This window comes from Synechococcus sp. MIT S9451 (assembly GCF_047304725.1).
In the GTDB taxonomy this organism is placed as follows: domain Bacteria; phylum Cyanobacteriota; class Cyanobacteriia; order PCC-6307; family Cyanobiaceae; genus Synechococcus_C.
In genome coordinates this window covers 2,053,120-2,072,584 of sequence record NZ_CP138971.1, presented here as the reverse complement: position 1 = coordinate 2,072,584, position 19,465 = coordinate 2,053,120, and the positions used below count along the sequence as shown (strand labels likewise).

Here is a 19,465-nt window from a genome sequence, read left to right as displayed (position 1 = left end):
TAGGAGTTGAGTGACTGAGTCTGAGTCCAACGATCGACGCAGAATCAGTGTTGAGCTTCCAGACACCCTCGTTCGACGTCTGGATGAGCTGAAGAGTGAATGGGGACTTCGTGCAAGAGGCGATTGCCTCAGTCGCTTGCTGGAGGAGATCTTCAATACGGACGACGAAGCAGACACGGATCACGCGGTCAACGACAGCACTGAACTGAACCCTGACCAACATCGTCATCAATCCGACACTGGAGTTGAAACGGTTGGCATTTCGACTCGTCAACCCAGTTACAACGAAGAACGTGCGTTGGTCCTGATCGGTAGAGGCAGCATTGAACTGGGAAACCAAGACGACGACGAGCTCCCACCACCAAAGCGCCCAAGCGGAAACAGTGGGCCATCGAGCCCAGGAGGGATTGATTTACCCGGTTTCGTCCGCAAACGCACCACTCAGATCAGAGAGAGCCTGCATCCCCGCCCCGGAGTGGAGCCGTCTGGAGATGCACCTTTGATGCCTGCAGCCAACGAACAGGATTTACTCGCCAGTGCCAGTGCTGCTGGCGAGCACTGGCTCAATCTTTACGGAACTGCAGCTGGAGAAACCGTGTTGGAAGCAGCGATGACTTGGCTTGGCAGAGATATCTGGCCCAATGCGGAAGTCAGTGAAGGCCGAACGTTTACTTGGTCGCAGGCGACCGATGTGATCAACAACATGTGTCCAGGCTGGTTGGAACCCACGCCGCGATTCGAGCAGGTGATGGTGGTTGCAGGCCTATTGGAAGATCCCTTCGCAACCTCGGAGCTCGTACACAGAATTCCAACCCTGATTCGGCGATTCGTGAACCGTTTCAAGAGAAGCCGAAAAGTGACCTCCTTTCAGACACTCGAATCAACCATGACCGTGCATGGAGCACTCAAACTGCTCGCATTGCCAACCCAAGCAGGGGCATCACTGACGCTGAAAGTGATTCGCGAAGCGTACAAAAAGCAGGCGATGGATGTGCATCCAGACGCTGGCGGGTCGACTGAAGCGATGCGTCGCCTGAACGAGGCGTACCAGATGCTTCGCGAGCTCTATCGTCAAAAAAGCTAGGCTCGCCTATCTCTTCTGCGTCCAAGAAACAGACCTAGATTGCGTCACAAGCGCGACAAACCAGACAAGCCATTCGCTCCTTGGCGGACGGGCAGAACTCGCAACGTTGACTGGAGAGGCGTTGGTGGAAGGTTCGTCAAGCACGAAACCACAGAGTTGCGTCTCGGCAAGCCTATTCATCGCCTCGGGAAATCATCACGGAGGAAGGCACAATCGCGATCACGGCAGTGATCACAAGATCACGATTGCTCTGCTTGCCATTGGTCACTGCACCTGCTGGAGACCAACAGGAATGTCGACCGCGCCTAACTATCAAGAACTCTTTTTTCAATCATTCCAATTGATGCCACTACAGGAACACTGGGCGCCAAGAGCTGGACACAAACAAGGGGTCCAACAACAAATATGGTCGATCGATGTAGAGAGTGATGTCCAGAGCGTTCGTGGCAACGGTCCAGCGGTCCTTCGATTGGGCGATAAGACTGGCAGAACTGGCTTTTTCAACCCTGCGTACCTGCTGTAGACACAGGTACGCAGGGTTGAACCATTGATCTAGCGCCTGCCGATGAGCTTTATGGTCAACGGGAAGCAGCAAAGGCTGAGCGAAGGGACCTAGCCCAAAGGAGGCGCGGCAACTTGGTATTGCCAATCCAAAACAAGACTCAATACGAGTCTTGTTTTACGTCTAATTCGATATTGATAAGAGAGGTAAGAGAGCAGATTCCGGTTGGAGCCCAGAGCCTCAGGCTGAACAGGGCAAGCGTTGAGCTCTGAGGGCAAAAAGAACTAGTCTCATGAGAATTTTCTGGGTCTTACGATTAGTCTCGTGCCACGTCTTATTCAAGCCCGATGCGACGATTCTCTGGTCATGAAAAAGCCGGTGGTGTCACCGGCTTTGCTTGGAGATTCAGGGGAACAAGGCCTGATCAGGTTGGGGTCTGCATTCCCAAAATGAGGAAATCGAAGTATGGGGAAGCGAGTGTCTGCTGATCATCAGAGAGAAGTGCAAGTGCAGCAGCCCGCATCGCTTTCATGGCTTCAACCATGCCAGGCATCGGAACGCCAAGGCTGTTGTACATCTCACGCGCACCGACCAAGCCGATGTTCTGGATCATCTCAGTGCTGCCAGCAAGAACGCCATACGTCACTAAGCGCAGGTACCAGCTGTAATCACGCAGGCACTGGGCACGTTGCTTCTGACCATAGGCATTGCCACCTGGTGCCACATATTCAGGCTTTCGGCTGAACAGTTGTTTAGCCGACTCATCAACGATCTTCTTTTCGTTGTCCGTCAGGGTACGGACAACGGCGAGACGGACGGCACCTTGGTCGAGGAAATCGACCATGGAGCGCAATTCACCGCTTGTTGGATAGCGGAGATCGTCATCAGCCTGGAGAATCAGATCCCGAACAACGCTCATGACAGCTGGCATGCTGAAGTGAGTTTAGTGCTCCCAAGCCCTGAAACCGCCGATGGCGGCTTGGGTGTAACGCCTTTGCAATGGCCAACATCAGCTCCAATCCTCTGCCAGGCCTGGTGATCACCATCACCGGCGAAGATCTTGACCTGCGCGGCAATGGCATTGCCCGATGGCAGAACTGGGTGATCGTGGTGCCTTCCCTCTTGCCCGGTGAAGTTGCCCGTGTTCAGCTTCAGCAACGCAAACGGTCTCATTGGATTGGTCGCCGCACTGAATCCTTACTGGCGGCAAGCGATGCAAGAAAACCTCCATGCATCCTTGCGAGCGATTGTGGTGGATGCACCTTGCAACATCTTGAAGACGCCAGCCAAGCAGCATGGAAGCAACGCCAGTTGGAAAAGGCGTTGTTACGACTGGGATCGATCAGTCATGCAACAGATGCTCTGCTCACGAGCGATGCCTCCTGCCTGGGGTACCGCAACAGGGCTCTTCTTCCGCTACATCGTGATGTTGAAGGTCGGTTGCGCATGGGTTACTACCGGCGTGGTTCTCACAAAATCGTCAATCTGAATCACTGCCCTGTGCTTGATCCGCGTCTGGATGAACTGCTCAAGCCAATTAAGCAAGACTTGCAGGATTCAGGCTGGCCAGCTGATTCAGACCTGCAAAACGGTCCTGCACTAAGGCATCTCGGCCTAAGACTTGGCAGTCGTACCGATGACATTCTGATCACCCTCGTGAGCAGCACCAATGCTCTCAATGGCCTGAGGGAGATGGCCCAGTCATGGTGTCGTCGATGGCCACAAGTTCGTGGTGTCACCTTGAATCTCCAACCGAAACGAAGCAACCGTGTGCTGGGTGAAGACACCCAGTTGCTGTGTGGATCGGCTCAGATCGAAGAAACGTTCTGCGGCATCTCATTGATGCTGGGAACGACAACGTTCTTTCAAGTCAATACCCTTCAGGCCGAGGCAGCCGTGAATCGGCTTTGTCAGTGGCTGAAAAAGAGAGCCGGCATCACGAGTGTGATCGACGCGTACTGCGGCATTGGCACCATCGCCCTACCGCTTGCGTCACAGGGTCACAGCGTGCTTGGTCTTGAACTTCATCGTGAGTCAGTCGATCAGGCACGACTGAATGCAGCCCGTAACCATCTCGAGAACGTGGATTTCAAGGCTGGTGACGTGAAATCGTTGTTGGCAGAAGCCTTGCCTCACCACAAGGCACTGGTGGTGGATCCACCCAGGAAAGGGCTTGACTCCGAGGTGGTTGATCAGATTCTCTCGTCTCCGCCAGCGTGGTTCGCCTATCTCAGTTGCGATCCTGCCACGTTATCTCGCGATCTCAAGCAACTCGCGGGTCCTGAAGGGCCCTATGCGGTGGAAGCACTTCATCCCGTTGATTTCTTCCCCCAGACAACGCATCTGGAGTGCTTGGCACTATTAAGACTCGCAAAATAAGCTGGCTAAGTATGTCGCCAAGCTTTTCGGTTAGACAACCCTCAGCTGCGTAATTCAGCGTTAAATTGTTTTACGAGAGCCTGGCGAACTTTCTCGTGCACAGGTTGCAACTGGTCATCAGTGAGGGTGCTGTCTTTACCTCTATAGCGAATACGGAATGCTTGACTGCATTCGTTCTCACCAAGCTGTTCACCCTCAAAACGATCAATCAGTTCGACGCTTTCCAGCAATGGCTTACCGGCCTTGCGGATTGCTTGTAGTAGATCGGCACAGTGTTGATCACGCTTCACCACCACTGCCAGGTCTCGCTCCATTGCCGGCACTATGCTGAATGGCTTGAAGGCTGGAGACCACCGGTTTGTACGGGTCGCGGCTTCAAGTAAGCGACTCAGTTCAAGATCAAATAAGAACGTGTGATCTGGAAGGTCGAACTGTTCACACAGCAGGGGATGGAGTTGGCCGAAGTTGCCAAGCGCTCGCCCTTCCAAGACCAATTGGGCAGCACGACCAGGGTGAAGACGCCCGTCATCTTTGAATGGACGATCGACAACCTCCAGCTTTAGGGCCTGGAAAATGCGTGTGAGCAAGCCCCGCGCTGTGAAATAAGTCAGTGGTACAGGTTTGCCACTGCTGGTCCAACGTTCGAGACGTCGTTCGGCGCAGATGACTCCACCAAGACGAGCGCTCTGTTGAATCGAGTCTCCCTCCAGAGCAAAGACGTTGCCAATTTCAAACATCCAACATCCTGGCTGGGAACTTTGAAGATTGCGTTGGCAGATCCTTAAGTGTTCTTCCCAAAGGTTGGCTCGTAGATGACTGGTTTCGGCGAGTAGGGGATTACTGATTGGAATGCGAATCTCATCGCTGTCAGCGCTCACCGGTCGGGCCTCAGGATCAGGAGAGGTCAGAGACAATGCTGTGACCTCTTGAAGGCCAGAGGCGCAGAAGAGCATCCTTAACCGTCGCTCCGCCTGTTGCGCCGGGGTCAGATGTCCGGGCTCGAGTGGGTCAGGCAACAGGGATTCGAAGCGGTCAAATCCCACCAATCTGGCCACCTCCTCAATCAGGTCGACCTCCCGTAAGAGGTCGCAGCTACGGGAGGGAGGAACCTTGACGCTCCACCCCGTCTCAGTGGCTGTGAGGTCACATCCGAGTGCCGTCAGACAACGTTCAATCACCACATCGTCCAGTGTTTCGGGGCCCGCCTCGCCGGCCAAGGCTCCTAACAACTGATGCACCGCTGCACGTCGCAGCATGAGAGGGGGCTCTGCTCTGGCCGGCTCGGAGCAGACGAACGTGCTGCCAGCGGTGGCGCCAAGATGGTCAGTGATCAGAAGAATTGCTCGTTGCGCAGCGGCGAGGGTGACCTCCCGCGGTAATCCTTTCTCGTAACGACTGCTGGCTTCGGTACGCAGTCCGCCAGAGCGGCTGCTATTTCGGACAGCGGTAGGGCTGAAGAGTGCGGACTCCAACCAAATACGGGTTGTGCCGGCAGTGACACCGCTTGCTTCACTTCCCATGACACCGGCCAAGGCCACGGGAAGATTGCGACAGGTCACGAGCTGTGCTCTTGCGTCAAGGCTGAGTTCCCTTCCATCCAGGCCTGTGAACAATTCAGCTTCTTGGGCCTGACGAAGTCCGAAATCGGCAGCAGTGACAGGACCACCACAAAGTCGGTCAAGAGCATCTGCATCGAAGGCATGCAGGGGTTGCCCCTGTTCAAGCATCACCAAGTTGGTGAGATCCACCACAATGTTGACGCTGTTCATGCCAGCTCGTTCCAGACGCTGGCGAAGCCAGGTTGGCGAGGGTTTTGCTGCGTCGACCTTGCATAGCTCTGTGACGCCATATAGGCCTCCAGCACGCATCGCTTCCGTACTGACGGGATCGGTCTTGAGAGAGGCGATGGATTGAGGCGGTTGAAGCTCGGGGAGATTGAGAGCTGCACCAGTGAGAGCCGACACTTCACGGGCGATCCCCGTCATCGACAGCCCATCCGGCCGATTGGCCGTAATCGCCAGGTCGAGCACTGTGTCGTCCAGTCCCAACAGTGCAGCGACTGGAGTTCCTGGAACGGGGACCGAGTCCAGCAGATCCTCAAGAATGGCAATGCCATCAACGTCGCTGGACTGCCCCAGTTCCTTAAGGGAACAGATCATTCCCTCACTGGCGACGCCCCTCAATTCCCCGGACTTGATCTTGAGGTTGACAGCAGGCAACACCGCTCCAACGGTGGCCACCGGCACATGGATGCCATCACGAACATTGGCTGCGCCACAGACAATCTGCAGAGTCGCTTCGCGACCGACATCAACCTGACAAACACTCAACTTGTCAGCATCCGGATGTTTGACCCGTTCCAACACCCGTCCAACGACGACACCCTGAGCCAGGAGGGAGAGATCCTCAATCTCTTCCACCTCAAAACCAGCCATCGACAGGCGTTCTGCCAATTGATCAGCGGGCTCCTCCACCTGAACGAGATCCTGAAGCCAGGAGAGAGAAACTCGCATCGAGCCGACGAAGTGGGCTGGGAATCCTACGAAGCCCCCATCCTGCTGAGAGAACCGTGGGCATGGTCGAAAGGCGGACCGTCAAGAAGGTAAGCTTGGAGGCTGTCACTTCGCCTCGCACCTGCGGTGCAACGTCCTTATGGCTAAGAACAAGGGCGTCCGGATTGTGGTCACTCTCGAGTGCACCGAATGCCGGTCCGCCACCGACAAGCGTTCTCCAGGCGTGTCTCGTTACACAACTGAGAAGAATCGCCGGAATACAACTGAACGGCTGGAGCTCATGAAGTTCTGCCCTCAACTCAACAGGATGACTCTCCATCGAGAGATCAAATGAGTTCGCAGATTCGCAGTTCCTTTCCCCGTTCCTAATTCATGTCGAGCTCATTCTTCAAGAAGCGTCTTTCACCGATCAAGCCTGGTGATCCCATTGATTACAAGGATGTTGATCTGCTCAAGAAATTCATAACCGAGCGTGGCAAGATCCTGCCCCGTCGACTCACAGGCTTGACTGCCAAGCAGCAACGTGACCTCACCAACGCTGTGAAGCGAGCTCGCATTGTGGCAATGCTGCCGTTTGTCAATCCAGAGGGCTGATCCCTGACTGCTCACGTGTTTCATGCTGGCGACCTCGTCGGCCTGCTTGAAACACGTGAGCCGAAGCTAGCTGTTGTCGAATCAGTACAAGGCAGCAAATATCGCATTCGTGTTGGCTTCACCGCTAAACAGCAAGTTGTCGCTAGGCGTCACCTCGAACTCATCTACAGCTTGCCCAATGGCGATGATCCACCCAGTCGCCTGGGCGTTCCACCTTGGTCATTCTCTGAACCAGAGCTAGATCACGCTCGTCCCAGTAGACGCGAATGGGCCTCAGCTTGGGTCCTGCTCTCGGAATCAGATGAGACGCTTGCGCTTGATGCGTTTGCTGATCTTGTCTGCGCAGCGGATCGACCTATCCACCGCGTTGCCTGCTGGTTGGCCTTGCATCATTCCCAATGGATGTTTCGCTTCAAGCAAGGTGTGATTGAAGCGCGAAGTAGCGACGAGCTAAAACATCTTCGTCAGGAAGAACGCCGGCAAAGGCTTAATCAAGCCCGTCGTCAAGCCTGTATTGACCTGTTTCGTCAGGGTGAAGCAATACAACCTGATCGCCTTGATCATCAGCAGGCCCTGTGGATGGAGCAGATCAAGGAGATGGCGACAGGACGCCTTGATTTCCGAAAACTAGAAGACGAAGTCAAAATAATACTGAAGGAACTTCATCTCAATGAGGACACGATAGATCTCTATCGAATGTTGATCAAGCTTGGACAAATTGATCCCCATCAGTTGCCCGCCATGCAGGCCAGTCGATGGTCTTCGGGATTTAGTCCAGAGCTCGAAGCATTAGCAAGGCAATTAGTCGCCGACAGTGAGACAACCAAACCAGGTGATGAGAAACGCCTGGATCTGTGTCATTTGCACTGCGTCACCATCGATGATGTCGACACACGTGACATCGACGACGGTCTTTCACTTGAGAGGAAAGACGGAGGCGGCGCCCGGATTTGGATCCATGTTGCTGATCCTGGGCGTCTGATCGAAGCCGGTTCAGCGCTCGATCAGGAAGCCATGGCCCGTGGCAGCAGTCTGTATCTGGCACAGGGAATCCAATCCATGTTCCCGTCATGTCTGGCAACAGGTCCTTTTAGCCTCCGCAGTGGACGAAGAAACCCAGCCTGGAGTACCTGGGTTGAACTGAATCCAGATGGTGCGATTGAGGCTTACGGAATCATTCGAAGCTGGGTGAAACCTCTTTACAAACTAAGTTATGAAGATGCGGATGAACTGATTGATTTAGCGCCACCAGAAGAAGCGGATCTCGCAGATCTCGATCATCTTCTCAAACGTCGAAAGCACTGGCGTGAAACAAATGGAGCTCTAATGATGGAACTTCCTGAAGGTCGATTTCGCTGTCGCGACAACAAAGCATCACTAGAGATTACGGAGCCCTCCCCCTCCCGTTTGATGGTTGCGGAAGCCATGATCCTGGCGGGTGCTGCAGCCGCTCAGTTTGGCATCGATCATTCAGTTGCTATGCCCTTCCGTAGCCAACTGCCTGCGGAGTTGCCCTCGCCAGGCGAATTGGACGAGTTACCAGAGGGTGCTGTGCGCTTTGCCGCCATCAAACGATGCTTAAGCAGAGGTCTGATGGGAACGAAGCCAGCTGCTCATTTCAGCCTTGGCCTGCCGGCCTATGTACAAGCCACCTCTCCAATTCGTCGGTATGGGGATTTGATCGTGCAACGTCAGATACTTGCCACCTTGAACAATGACCTGCCTTTAAGCGAAGACGATCTCCAAGACCTTGTTAATCAAGTGGATCATTCCACCCGAGAAGGCATTGGAATCAGCCGAGAAGACCAGCGCCACTGGCAGCAGGTGTGGTTTGAATCCCACTCTGAAGACCATTGGCAGGCCGATTTTCTGCGTTGGTTGAGGCCACAAGACCGACTTGGCCTGATTCGGATTGATGCACTGGCGATTGACCTTCCAGCCGAGTGCCCAGCTGGCTGTTCGCCAGGTGACGACCTAACAGTTGAGGTAATTGCTGCCGATTCGGCCTGTGATCAACTCAAGTTGAGGGGACGCTGACTCCAACCAGACCGGCACCGAATTAAAGACGTTGGCTAATCCTCAACCAAGGTCCCCATGGATTCGCCGTTCCAATCAGGCAGGTATCAACAGGCTGGTCCAGCGTTGTCAGCCAGTCATGAACTGACGGCTCAAGGGTGATCACTGGCCAGCTGTTGCCATCGGATTGGTGCAGAGTGAAGCCACCGGTTTGATCGGGAACGAGTCGCCCAGACCAACGGGTTGCTCTGGGATGGTGCAAAGGTCTCTTATTCCTATCGAACCCTGATGCATCTGAATCGCGAGGCCATAGATCGCCTTCCAGCATCCGTTGAGGATCTGCAACGACAGCGGCCTGGCGTTCGCTCCACTGAGGGTGATGCCAAGGGGTATCCCAGAGCGGGACCACCGCAGCAGGAGCCTTCCGGTCATGGATCAAAGCATCCTGCAGAACGCGGACAGGTAGATCTGCTGGCGAACAATTCAGTTCTACGGACAGAGCTGCAGCGGCTCCAGCCGCCTGACCAAGATTCAGAATCAGAGGTTGAAGGCGAGTGGCACCGTTAGCCATATGGCTGGTGCTGAACTGTTTATCGGCTGCCAGGAGATTGTCGACCTCCAGGCTCAGCAGGGCGCCATAGGGAATGCAAAACGGTGTACCAGTCCATCGGCCTCCCCAACGACAACTTTTCACTGCCAGTGGCCAATCCTGGCCGGGGTAATGGTGATCATTCGCATAATTGCCAACTGCAATTGACTGCAGTTCTCCAGCATCATTCAAGGGCAACGCTGCTAGCGAAACCCCTTCGGCCATGGGCAAAAGCTCCTGCTCAATCAACGTATGACGACCGATCATCCGACGGCCCTCACGCCAGTACGGCATCGCCGCTAACCAGGGAGCAGGGCTGCCAGCGGCTTTTGGGAACGCCTTGCCCAGCCGCATCCAACCTTCACTGGCTTCTTGCATCGAGGCAGCAAATCTGAGGCTATGGGCCTGCATGTCCGCATAGAGCTCTTGTTCGGCCTCTTCCCCACGACTGAATGCACGCTCAAGATCGTCGTGCCAATCATTGCCGTGTAACGGCCAATTCAGCATCACCAAGCCAGATGGCAAGCGGCCATAAGTCAGTGTCCGTTCCAACCCGAATGAGTCACAGGCCTTCCGGAAGGGGGCGCTGATATCAGGTTGCGTAGTTGGTTGAATTGTCCCGGCCCGACCCTTTTGCAATCCGTCGCTCTGCAACTGACCGATGACCACCCATGTGGGTGACTGCACCGGCTGCTCAGCAAAGAAGGCTTCGCTTTCCAGTCGCACCCGTGCAGGGGCACTGGGCTCACCCCACGTCTCCTGCGCTTCCCATCCGAATCGAAAGGGCACATCCGCCAACGGCAAGAGATCTCCGCGATCACTGCCATCGATCACCACACGGCAGCCCACCCTGCGATGTTCACCTCCGTGCTCCACGCGCACAGCTGTCAGCACAGTCCCCGCTCGTTCGAGCTCAGAGACTCGACTGCGCCCCCACCACTCAAGATTGGTTTCAGCCCGAACCCACTCCTGCAGGATCGCTTCAGCTGTTGTAGGGCGATAACCGAAACAGCTCACCCAGTTGTGGTCCAAGCCATCAGGCTCGGACTGTTCTAATGCTCGAAGGAACGCACCCCAGAGCCCTGTTTGCCAAGGGGAAAGCTCGTTGCCATCTGGGCAGCAGACCCCTGCAGCACTGACCATGCCCCCCAACCAGGATCCAGGTGTCAACAGCACGGTGCTCGCACCAGAACGGGATGCCTGGATTGCTGCAGCCACTCCACCGGTGCCGCCACCCCAAACGACAACATCAAAATTCTGATCGGCAGCAGCCACGATGCGAGAACGTCCTTGCTTGTGATGGGTTGTTTCTCGAGCTCAGTACAGGAGCTGAGAGCAGGAAACGCAAGCCCAGGCCTACAACAACAAGCCAGTTGACGGTCAACAGCGAAACAAGCAAACCGTCTAATCGATCTCGCACTGCTTGGATCAACGTCAAGCGGTTTGGGCTTAATCAGACCCTGGGAACCAAGCAGAGAACGCTCAACGCCCTGCTAGCGCATCATCCGTTTCTGACGACGAACATGCCCTTCAAGCCGTTCATGAGCTGTTCTGCTTGTGCACGCCCCTCACGCTTGCTCTACGACCGTTGAGCGGATGGCGTGGGACGCCACGACTGCAAGCATCCATCGTTGGAGGCATTGATCGACCTAACGATCGTTCCCCCTCAGAGCGATCACCAAAACGGAAAAGCACCAGATCCATTCCCCTGGTTCCAATCAGACGAGAACGACGTCCCCTCTGTCACCATCCCAACGACCCTGAAAGCAGCGGGTGGGCAACCGATCCAATCGCAATCAAAGACGCGAGCTTGGAGGCAGAACTCAACGACAAGGCATTGCGCTGACGGATACGCGTCAGCGGAGGTCGTTAGGATCCATCGCCACCAGCCCGACCCCCAGAGTGGAGAGGCATTGTCAGGAGCAGACGTCGGAGAGATGACTTACAGCCTCACGACCCCTCTCTATTACGTCAACGACAAACCTCATCTCGGTAGCGCCTACACAACGCTCGCTTGCGATGCGCTGGCCCGTTTCCAACGCCTTGAAGGGCGCGATGTGGTCTTTATCACTGGCGTTGATGAGCATGGCCAGAAGATTCAGCGCACAGCTGCAGATCGCGATGTCAGCCCACAGGAACACTGTGATCGAATCACGCAAAGCTATCGGTCTTTGTGGCATCGCTGGGGCATCAGCAACGATCGATTCGTTCGCACAACCGCTGACAGACACTTGCCCTTAGTGCAAGATTTTTTCCGGCGTTGCGAAGCCAACGGTGATATTCGAATCGGCCGCCAGACCGGCTGGTACTGCGTGGGATGCGAAGAGTTCAAAGATGATCCCGCTGAAGCCAATGATCCGATCTGCCCAATTCACCAGAAACCTCTGGAGTGGCGTGATGAGGAAAACCTGTTTTTCCGTCTCTCCAATTTTCAAGAACGGATCGAACAACTCATCAACGAACCAGACTTCATTGCTCCGGCCAACCGCCGCAAAGAGATTCAGAATTTTGTGGCTGGCGGCCTGCGTGATTTCTCCATATCGCGCGTGAACGTGTCATGGGGACTGCCGGTGCCTGGACATTCCGGACATACCTTCTACGTCTGGTTTGATGCATTGCTCGGCTATCTCACGGCTCTTCTCGACGACGGTGGTGACATCAACCTGGATCGCCTTACCGATGTTGGCTGGCCTGCACAGATGCAGGTGATCGGAAAAGACATCCTTCGTTTTCACGCTGTCTACTGGCCAGCGATGCTGATGTCGGCAGGGTTGCCATTACCCAAGAAAGTATTTGGCCATGGTTTTCTCACCCGAGAAGGCCAGAAGATGGGCAAATCTCTAGGAAACGTTCTTGATCCCGAGCTGCTCTTGGAACGCTGTGGTTCCGATGCTGTGCGTTGGTACCTCTTGCGAGATATTCAGTTTGGTGATGATGGCGATTTCCAACAACAGCGATTCACCGATTTAGTCAATAACGATTTAGCCAACACAATCGGCAATCTTCTCAATCGCACTGCATCAATGGCTCGAAAGTGGTTCAACGACGCCGTTCCACCTTCAGGCAGCGCTACAACCGCTGATCATCCCTTGCGACTCCAGGCCGAAAAAGCAATTTCAGAGACACGTGCTGCCATGCCATTAATGGCTTTCCAGCATGCTTCTGAATCAGTTCTTCAGCTTGCGATTCAGGCCAATGGCTATCTGAATGAACGTGCTCCTTGGAGTCTGATGAAGCAGGACGGCAATGAATCGATCGTCGGTTCAGATCTGTATGCCGTATTGGAATGCTGCCGGATCGTAGGACTGCTGCTAAACCCTTTAGTGCCTGACCTGAGTCTTCGAATTCTGGAACAGCTCGGCCAGGATGGCATGCCCGAGAATTGGAATGATTCCCTTGTTTGGGGGAAGCTTGTGAGCCATCAGTCCCTTCCTAAACCAAACCCGGTGATGCAGCGCCTCGAACTGGAGACTCCCCTTTGACGCACCGCCGGAACAAACGGTTCACGCTCGGCGCCCTATGCCTTGCCACTGTCCTTTTCGGTTGCGAAGGAGCAGATCGCGCCTCATTACCTGACGCACCGCCCTTTGTCTTTCGATCGCTCGAGTTACGTCAGAAACGTCCCAATGGCCAACGTGACTGGGATTTGACTAGTCCTGAGGCCCGTTACGAATTCAGCAGAAGACTCGTGCGAGCCAGCCGTCCAGAGGGGACTCTCTACCGCGATGGACAGGAAACCTTCCGAATCAGCGCTAACCGCGCCACCGTCGTCAATGACGGCGAGCTCGTGCTGCTTGAAGGCAATGTGAATCTCCAGCAGTTACAAGGCCAGAAAGTGCTGATCAAAGGGGATCGCTTGCGCTGGACTCCCGCTGCTTCGTTACTGGTCATGGAGCAACGTCCTGAAGCGATTGATCCAATGTCTCGGATCAAGGCCAGCAAAGCTCGCTTGCATCAGCTAACGGAAGACCTCACACTGCTCGGCAACGTCCAACTCGAACGCTGGACAGAGCCACAGGGCCAGAGAGCAGGTCGCCATGCCGATGTTGTGGTTCGGAGTGGAGAAGCTGAGTGGAACCTGGCGGATGGGGATCTCCAGGCCCGTGGACCCGTGCTCGGTCAACGCCGCGGCGAAGGGCACAAGACTCTCCAGCAGCTGCATGCTGAACGTTTGAAAGGCAATACGGTTGAAGGATTAATCGATCTGATCGGACCGGTTCGCGTGTTAGCTCCCGACCGTGAAGGCCAACTGGAGGCCGCCACTACAACCTGGGACTTCGCCAAGGACGCCCTGATCAGTCGAAAACCATTCAACGCAACCATGAAGGAGTCTCGGCTCCAAGGAGATGGCTTCCGCATCGATATGGGCCAAACAACTGTGACTGTGCTTAGCGCCTGCCAAATGAACCAGCCTGGAGAGACGCTGAAAGCAAACCAATGCAGTTGGGACTGGACCTCAAACCGCGTCTCCGCACGAGGCAATGTGGTGGTCGAGCGCCCATCCAATCAACAGATCACGCGAAGTGATCGTCTGGACGGCACTGTTGGAGACAAAGGCACTGTGATCTTCAGCTCACCCGGCGGCACAGTGCAATCCGAGCTCAACATCCAGGAGGAGCAGGAGCGTCCGCTTGGACAGGCAAAACGTCGTTCGTCTCCAGTGTCATTCTGAGTCGTTCACACCAACCGGAAAACCAGCGTTCATCGGAACGACTGAAACAACGTTCCGACCAACCCCCAAGCACAACCCAACCCCGCTCCCCTAGGGGATGCACCATGACCGCCGGTAGTCCAGGCAGAACAGGATCGAATTCACTGCTTCCGGGGTAGAGGGCAGTTTTGACAAGGGAAACCAGTTTTCCCTGGGTGCGGGAGCGTTCACAGATGGCTCCAGGGGAGAACGTTTCACTGGGTGGGGACGACGTGGAGGAATCCCCTTCTGGCAAGGGCGGCACCAAACCACGTCGGAGCACTACACGTTGATCCCAGGCCACCAAAATTGTGGCCGCGGAGGTGGCAGTCAGCAGTAGGTGACTGCCCCAGGCGAGCTCGGTGCGGGTCGCATCATTCAATCCCAGTTCCATCCGCAAACCTTGAGTTCCGCCAAGGACAACCGCCTCAGGTGACAGAGGTTGGGCCCTGGTCCAGAGCACCGCGACCAGCATTAAGCCAACGGCTGCCATGGCAGCCAACACCTCCGCTCTCTGCAGACTGGGATTGATCGAAGGTGCGCTCAGGCCATTGCCAATGGCGAGCAGAAGTAAAAGCACGCCCGACGAAAGGCTGACTCTGGCACCAAAGGGCATGGAGAAGGTTGGGGGTGGCAGATCGAGTCACTCTTGCTCAAATAGTGGTGAATGCACCAGGGACCATGGACTCCGCCGAAGCGTTTGCCGCCGTCGCTCTGGGTGCTGTTGCCTGTGATGGAGTGCTGGGCAAGGACGAAGCGCATGCGCTGCGACGTCAGCTCGAGTTCCGCACGCCTTACTGCACCCGCTCCGAGGCGGAGATGGGAGACCTTTTTGACCGTTTGTTGACGCTGTTGCGTCAGGAGGGATTGAATCAGTTGGTCAATACGGCTCTACCGGCGCTGTCCACGAGCCAGCAGGAAACAGCCTTGGCACTAGCAGCTCAACTGGTGCATGCCGACAAGGTCGTTGCAGAGGAAGAAAGCACGTTTCTTGAGTTGCTTTGCACGATGATGACGCTCCCTTCCGGTCGCGCTTCTTCGATCGTTGAGGCCATCATGGCTCTCAACCGCGACAGCCTTGCCGGCTAAAGGCAGACTGCTCATAACGCTTACCAAAAACGATGCTGCGGATTCGATCGATCGTTGCCGGTTTGATGGCAACTTGCCTCAGCCTGATACTGCTTGTGCCAGCCGCGGTTGCAGTCTCGCCGCTCGACTTCTCAGCCACAGCTCCGAATGAAAGCGTGATTGATAGCGCTGATGTACTCAGCCGCTCAAGCCGCTCCGATATTGCTGCCCGCCTTGAGCAACTCAACGCTCAGCGGCTCGATGCCCGCCTGGTGACACTCCGCCGTCTCGACTACGGCTTGAGCCTCAATCAATTCGGAGAAGACCTGATCACGCGGTGGTCCGACGACCGCAATGCAGTCCCTCGTCTCTTGTTTCTGATTGAAGCGAACAATAAGCAGGCAGCAGTTGTGGCCGATCCATTGCTGTCTGATCGGATCCCAACCGATCTCCTCCGCAGCACAGCCCGAACCACGATGACCCAGCCCCTCAGGGACGGTGATCGTTACCGGCAGGCCAGTCTGGATGCAATCACTCGGCTTGAAGTCGTGCTCGCTGGGGGCGCTGATCCTGGTCCCCCAGTTGAGCTGGAGCGCACCACACTCCCCACCAATGTCCCCACCGCCGAGGAAACGAAGGAGAGCAATGCTTTTGTTTGGGTTGTCGTTCTGCTGGTAGTTGGCACCATCATCCCAATGGCCACCTGGTGGGTCTTTTCACGCTGATCCACGCTCTACTCGGTCATGCCAATCCGCAACTGGATCAACACCTTCGGTCAGGCCAAATCTCGCGATCTGAACAGCGACCTTGATCGTGGCTATGAATCGGCCCTGTTGATCCAGAGCCTCGAACTTGAGTACTACGGCGATCGACCGATCAGGCCAGACCTTGAGCTGTCAGTACCAACGTCCGTGCAGGCCACGGTTCTGCGCAAATTCCGTGCGGCTCTGAACATCTGCCGCACCAGCCTTGACCATCTCGAACCCATTCGTGGACAGCTAGACACTCAGGAACTGCGTCAATTGCAGCTGATCGAAGCTGTGGTCAGCCGGTATTCACCGAGACGAACGGCCTCAGCACCCACCATGAGCCGGGAACCGGATCCGTTGCCGCGCTCTTTTCTCGGTGTCTTGGACTCCGTCAGACGCCAGCTCGATCCCACTGCTGAAGCCACTCTTGTGGCTGGATTCCGCAGGCGAAGGGACTCCACTTTGATTTCGCTCAAAGTGCTCCTCCTGCTGATTCTTGTGCCCCTCCTGATTCAGCAGACAAGCCGGACCTATCTGATTAGCCCGATGGTGGATCGGTTTGCTCCAGACCTGCCATTCCTCAGCTACCCAAAAACCCAACTAGAAGAAGAGGCGGTTGAGAAGCTACGCGTCTTTAAAGCTGAAATTGAATTTGATGCTCTTCTCAAGGGCAAGGCGATTCCAAGCCAGCAGGAATTGCAACAGGCGCTTTCGACTAAAGCAGAGGAACTGAAAGAGGAGGCAGACGCTGCCAGCACTCATGCCATCAAGAATGTTCTTTCAGATCTCGCTGCCTTAATGGCGTTCGTGATGGTCTGTCTCTTCAGCCGCGAGGAACTTCGCGTCCTCCGTGGCTTTTTCGATGAAGCCGTCTATGGCCTTAGTGACTCGGCCAAGGCCTTTGCCATTATTCTCTTCACCGATATTTTCGTTGGGTTTCACAGCCCAGAAGGCTGGACGGTATTACTTGATGGGATTGCCAATCATTTTGGATTTCCAGCCCGAGAAAATTTTATCCTGCTATTCATCGCCACATTCCCGGTGATTCTTGCCACCATTTTCAAATACTGGATCTTCCGGTATCTGAATCGGGTCAGTCCTTCCTCCGTTGCAACTCTGCGTGGGATGAACGGTGGTGGCTAAGCCAGGTCTTGTCTTGGTCAGCGGTCCAAGCCGTGGCGGCAAAAGTCGTTGGGCGGAGTCATTACTGAAACAGCAGGCCAAGGTCACCTATCTGGCCACATCTGCCAACCGACCTGACGACCCCTCCTGGCAATCAAGACTGAGGTTGCATCGTGAACGGCGTCCTCAGCGATGGGGGCTGATCGAAACGACCTCAGACCTGCCAGAGACCATCACCAGATGTCCCAAGGATGAAGCCCTTCTGGTTGATTCCGTCGGTGGATTCGTGGCTTGGTGCCTCGACCTCGACCAGGAGCAGTGGGAGCAGCGCTCAAATCAGCTGGTAATGGCAGTGGAACAGCCAAATCGAATGGTCGTGATGGTCATCGAAGAGACGGGATGGGGGGTCGTTCCGGCAACCCCCATCGGCGGCCTCTTCCGAGATCGCTTAGGACTACTGGCTCAACAGCTCGAGACAAGAAGCGACCGCAGTTGGCTTGTGCTTCAGGGACGAGCCATTGATTTGCATGCGATCGGAGAACCGGTATGACCCTGGCGACATCTCCTCTCAGGATTGCCCTCTTCGAACCTCGAATCCCACCAAATACAGGCAACATCGCCAGAAGTTGTGCAGCTTTTCAACTGCCGCTGTCACTGATTGAACCCCTCGGCTTCAGCATCGATGATCGGGCGCTTAAAAGGGCTGGACTGGATTACTGGCCTCATGTCGACGTAACGGCACACGAGAATTTCAAGAGCTTTCTGGAGGCTCTGCCAAAGCCATACCGACTGATTGGCTGCAGCCGCCATGGAGGTAGCTCATTGAGTGAGTTCCAGTTTCTTGCAGGCGATGTCCTGCTTTTTGGCCGCGAAGACACCGGCCTTCCAGCGGATGTACGCGATCAATGTGATCAGATCTGCACAATCCCAATGCGCGGGCATGAGAATGTGCGAAGCCTCAACCTTTCGGTCTCGTCTGCCCTGGTGAGCTTCCAGGCAGGGATGCAGCTGGGTTTGTGGTGATCGACAACCTGGGCCATGCCCCCTTGCGAGGTCGTGTTCTTGCCGCTACTTTCAGCCGGTCTAAGGCTTTTCGCGGTCCATCCGCAGCTGTTCTGCTTGCTCGCTTTGATGAAGCCCCTGCTGACTCTGGCTTTAACCTCCGCACTACCAATTGTGGGAATTGCAGCCATTGGCAGTTTGCCAGGTGTCGCAGATGGACAGCACAACGTCACCGCACAGAACTTTCTGCTCGCAACAGCACCACCTCCGGTCCAAGAAACACGTCTCTGGGTTCGTTTGATCTCTGATGTGTCTCTCTCCACTCTTGCCGACGATCTCGACCTGAATGTGGACACATTGGTCGAACTCAATGAGCAGACCGATGAGGCAATCCTCAAGAAAGGAGCTTGGGTTGTTCTCCCAGAGACCAATCAGCGTCTAATTGCTCTCTCGAGTCATCTCAATTCAAGTGAAATTCGCGATTCAGCTCCTCTAACCGCACCGCCTACGCCGTCCGATGTCGTCAGGGTCTCCACTGGCGATTCAATTGTCTCCATCGCCACTGATCATGGCCTCACTCTTGCAGAGATTCGCCAGCTGAACCCAGGCCTCAATCTCGCCAAACTTGTGATCGGATCCGATGTACGGGTCGCCAATGCTGCACAAGGTTCACTCTTGGCAATCCGGCCAGGTGTTTCCGGCGGCGCCAGTTGGCCGAATCTTCCTTCCTTACCTGGAGGCCTAGATCCGACTCGGATTCAGAGTTTTCTATGGCCTGCCAAGGGAGTCTTCACCTCGGGCTATGGATGGCGTTGGGGTCGGATGCACAAAGGTATTGACATCGCCAACAACGTTGGCACACCGATTATCGCTGCCAAGGACGGCATTGTTGCTTATTCAGGCTGGAGCAGTGGCTACGGCTATCTAGTGGAACTTAGTCATGGAGATGGTTCATCCACACGCTATGCCCACAACAGCAGACTGTTAGTCCGCAAAGGTCAGATAGTGCCTCAGGGCCAAACAATCTCGTTGATGGGTAGCACTGGTCGCAGCACAGGACCCCATCTCCACTTTGAGATCCGTAAAGCCGGTGGTGCAGCAGTTGATCCAATGGCGATGTTGCCAAGTCGCCGAGCCTGATCCGCGTCGGACGATCG

17 protein-coding genes are annotated in these 19,465 nt (G+C 55.4%); 13 read left to right on the top strand and 4 right to left on the bottom strand.

Annotated elements, in window-relative coordinates:
- Positions 1-10: 10 nt before the first annotated feature.
- On the top strand, positions 11-1,084 hold the full coding sequence (locus SIB72_RS10810) for a molecular chaperone DnaJ (protein ID WP_413743861.1): 1,074 nt from the start codon (positions 11-13) through the stop codon (positions 1,082-1,084).
- A 926-nt stretch (positions 1,085-2,010) separates the two neighbouring features.
- On the opposite strand, the gene SIB72_RS10805 is transcribed toward SIB72_RS10810, so the two are convergent.
- Positions 2,011-2,505, bottom strand: a complete 495-nt coding sequence (locus tag SIB72_RS10805) for an allophycocyanin (protein ID WP_115121605.1) — start codon at positions 2,503-2,505, stop codon at positions 2,011-2,013.
- 80 nt (positions 2,506-2,585) lie between these two features.
- Here SIB72_RS10805 and rlmD point away from each other — a divergent pair, with 80 nt between their 5' ends.
- A complete protein-coding gene (rlmD, locus tag SIB72_RS10800) occupies positions 2,586-3,965 on the top strand; it encodes a 23S rRNA (uracil(1939)-C(5))-methyltransferase RlmD (RefSeq protein WP_413743860.1) in 1,380 nt (459 codons plus the stop codon).
- 41 nt (positions 3,966-4,006) lie between these two features.
- Here rlmD and pheT read toward each other — a convergent pair whose 3' ends face one another.
- A complete protein-coding gene (gene pheT / locus SIB72_RS10795) occupies positions 4,007-6,478 on the bottom strand; it encodes a phenylalanine--tRNA ligase subunit beta (RefSeq protein WP_413743859.1) in 2,472 nt (823 codons plus the stop codon).
- Positions 6,479-6,617: 139 nt separating this feature from the next.
- Between pheT and rpmG the strand changes: the two genes are divergently transcribed.
- From rpmG to SIB72_RS10780, 3 genes are all read left to right on the top strand, one after another.
- Entirely contained in the window at positions 6,618-6,812 is a 195-nt protein-coding gene (gene rpmG / locus SIB72_RS10790; protein WP_115015149.1) for a 50S ribosomal protein L33, read from the top strand.
- A gap of 38 nt (positions 6,813-6,850) precedes the next feature.
- The gene (gene rpsR, locus SIB72_RS10785; RefSeq protein ID WP_007097958.1) at positions 6,851-7,072 is read left to right on the top strand and encodes a 30S ribosomal protein S18; all 222 of its coding nucleotides are present in this window, start codon (positions 6,851-6,853) and stop codon (positions 7,070-7,072) included.
- Between the two features lie 402 nt (positions 7,073-7,474).
- On the top strand, positions 7,475-9,109 hold the full coding sequence (locus SIB72_RS10780) for a ribonuclease catalytic domain-containing protein (RefSeq protein WP_413743858.1): 1,635 nt from the start codon (positions 7,475-7,477) through the stop codon (positions 9,107-9,109).
- 22 nt (positions 9,110-9,131) lie between these two features.
- On the opposite strand, the gene SIB72_RS10775 is transcribed toward SIB72_RS10780, so the two are convergent.
- Entirely contained in the window at positions 9,132-10,952 is a 1,821-nt protein-coding gene (locus SIB72_RS10775) for an FAD-dependent oxidoreductase (RefSeq protein ID WP_413743857.1), read from the bottom strand.
- 662 nt (positions 10,953-11,614) lie between these two features.
- On the opposite strand from SIB72_RS10775, the gene metG reads away from it, so the two are divergent.
- Both metG and lptC read left to right on the top strand, forming a co-directional pair.
- Positions 11,615-13,159 (top strand): methionine--tRNA ligase, encoded by a 1,545-nt coding sequence (gene metG / locus SIB72_RS10770; protein ID WP_413743856.1) that lies wholly within the window; start codon positions 11,615-11,617, stop codon positions 13,157-13,159.
- Positions 13,156-14,349, top strand: a complete 1,194-nt coding sequence (gene lptC, locus SIB72_RS10765) for an LPS export ABC transporter periplasmic protein LptC (protein WP_115121611.1) — start codon at positions 13,156-13,158, stop codon at positions 14,347-14,349. Before metG ends, lptC begins: the two co-directional genes overlap by 4 nt.
- Here lptC and SIB72_RS10760 read toward each other — a convergent pair.
- Entirely contained in the window at positions 14,279-14,983 is a 705-nt protein-coding gene (locus SIB72_RS10760; protein ID WP_413743855.1) for a cofactor assembly of complex C subunit B, read from the bottom strand. The genes lptC and SIB72_RS10760 overlap by 71 nt on opposite strands.
- A gap of 65 nt (positions 14,984-15,048) precedes the next feature.
- On the opposite strand from SIB72_RS10760, the gene SIB72_RS10755 reads away from it, so the two are divergent.
- The 6 genes from SIB72_RS10755 to SIB72_RS10730 all read left to right on the top strand — a co-directional run bounded on the left by SIB72_RS10755 (position 15,049) and on the right by SIB72_RS10730 (position 19,448).
- Positions 15,049-15,456: a tellurite resistance TerB family protein gene (locus SIB72_RS10755; protein WP_115121613.1), complete on the top strand. Its 408-nt coding sequence runs from the start codon at positions 15,049-15,051 to the stop codon at positions 15,454-15,456.
- Between the two features lie 65 nt (positions 15,457-15,521).
- Entirely contained in the window at positions 15,522-16,160 is a 639-nt protein-coding gene (psb32, locus tag SIB72_RS10750; RefSeq protein WP_371410921.1) for a photosystem II repair protein Psb32, read from the top strand.
- 18 nt (positions 16,161-16,178) lie between these two features.
- A complete protein-coding gene (pxcA, locus tag SIB72_RS10745) occupies positions 16,179-17,327 on the top strand; it encodes a proton extrusion protein PcxA (RefSeq protein WP_115121615.1) in 1,149 nt (382 codons plus the stop codon).
- Positions 17,317-17,856, top strand: a complete 540-nt coding sequence (cobU, locus tag SIB72_RS10740) for a bifunctional adenosylcobinamide kinase/adenosylcobinamide-phosphate guanylyltransferase (protein ID WP_413743854.1) — start codon at positions 17,317-17,319, stop codon at positions 17,854-17,856. Before pxcA ends, cobU begins: the two co-directional genes overlap by 11 nt.
- Positions 17,853-18,329 carry a tRNA (cytidine(34)-2'-O)-methyltransferase gene (locus SIB72_RS10735; protein WP_413743853.1) on the top strand — a complete coding sequence of 159 codons (477 nt, stop codon included), beginning with the start codon at positions 17,853-17,855 and terminating at the stop codon, positions 18,327-18,329. The genes cobU and SIB72_RS10735 overlap by 4 nt, the downstream gene beginning before the upstream one ends.
- Positions 18,330-18,437: 108 nt before the next feature.
- A complete protein-coding gene (locus tag SIB72_RS10730; RefSeq protein WP_413743852.1) occupies positions 18,438-19,448 on the top strand; it encodes a peptidoglycan DD-metalloendopeptidase family protein in 1,011 nt (336 codons plus the stop codon).
- Positions 19,449-19,465 lie beyond the last annotated feature (17 nt).

Coding starts and splice junctions, on each gene's coding strand:
- SIB72_RS10805 (WP_115121605.1), bottom strand. CDS start 2,505: ATGAGCGTTGTTCGGGATCTGATTCTCCAGGCTGATGACGATCTCCGC.
- rlmD (WP_413743860.1), top strand. CDS start 2,586: ATGGCCAACATCAGCTCCAATCCTCTGCCAGGCCTGGTGATCACCATC.
- pheT (WP_413743859.1), bottom strand. CDS start 6,478: ATGCGAGTTTCTCTCTCCTGGCTTCAGGATCTCGTTCAGGTGGAGGAG.
- rpmG (WP_115015149.1), top strand. CDS start 6,618: ATGGCTAAGAACAAGGGCGTCCGGATTGTGGTCACTCTCGAGTGCACC.
- rpsR (WP_007097958.1), top strand. CDS start 6,851: ATGTCGAGCTCATTCTTCAAGAAGCGTCTTTCACCGATCAAGCCTGGT.
- SIB72_RS10780 (WP_413743858.1), top strand. CDS start 7,475: ATGTTTCGCTTCAAGCAAGGTGTGATTGAAGCGCGAAGTAGCGACGAG.
- metG (WP_413743856.1), top strand. CDS start 11,615: ATGACTTACAGCCTCACGACCCCTCTCTATTACGTCAACGACAAACCT.
- SIB72_RS10760 (WP_413743855.1), bottom strand. CDS start 14,983: ATGCCCTTTGGTGCCAGAGTCAGCCTTTCGTCGGGCGTGCTTTTACTT.
- SIB72_RS10755 (WP_115121613.1), top strand. CDS start 15,049: ATGGACTCCGCCGAAGCGTTTGCCGCCGTCGCTCTGGGTGCTGTTGCC.
- psb32 (WP_371410921.1), top strand. CDS start 15,522: ATGGCAACTTGCCTCAGCCTGATACTGCTTGTGCCAGCCGCGGTTGCA.
- pxcA (WP_115121615.1), top strand. CDS start 16,179: ATGCCAATCCGCAACTGGATCAACACCTTCGGTCAGGCCAAATCTCGC.
- SIB72_RS10735 (WP_413743853.1), top strand. CDS start 17,853: ATGACCCTGGCGACATCTCCTCTCAGGATTGCCCTCTTCGAACCTCGA.
- SIB72_RS10730 (WP_413743852.1), top strand. CDS start 18,438: ATGAAGCCCCTGCTGACTCTGGCTTTAACCTCCGCACTACCAATTGTG.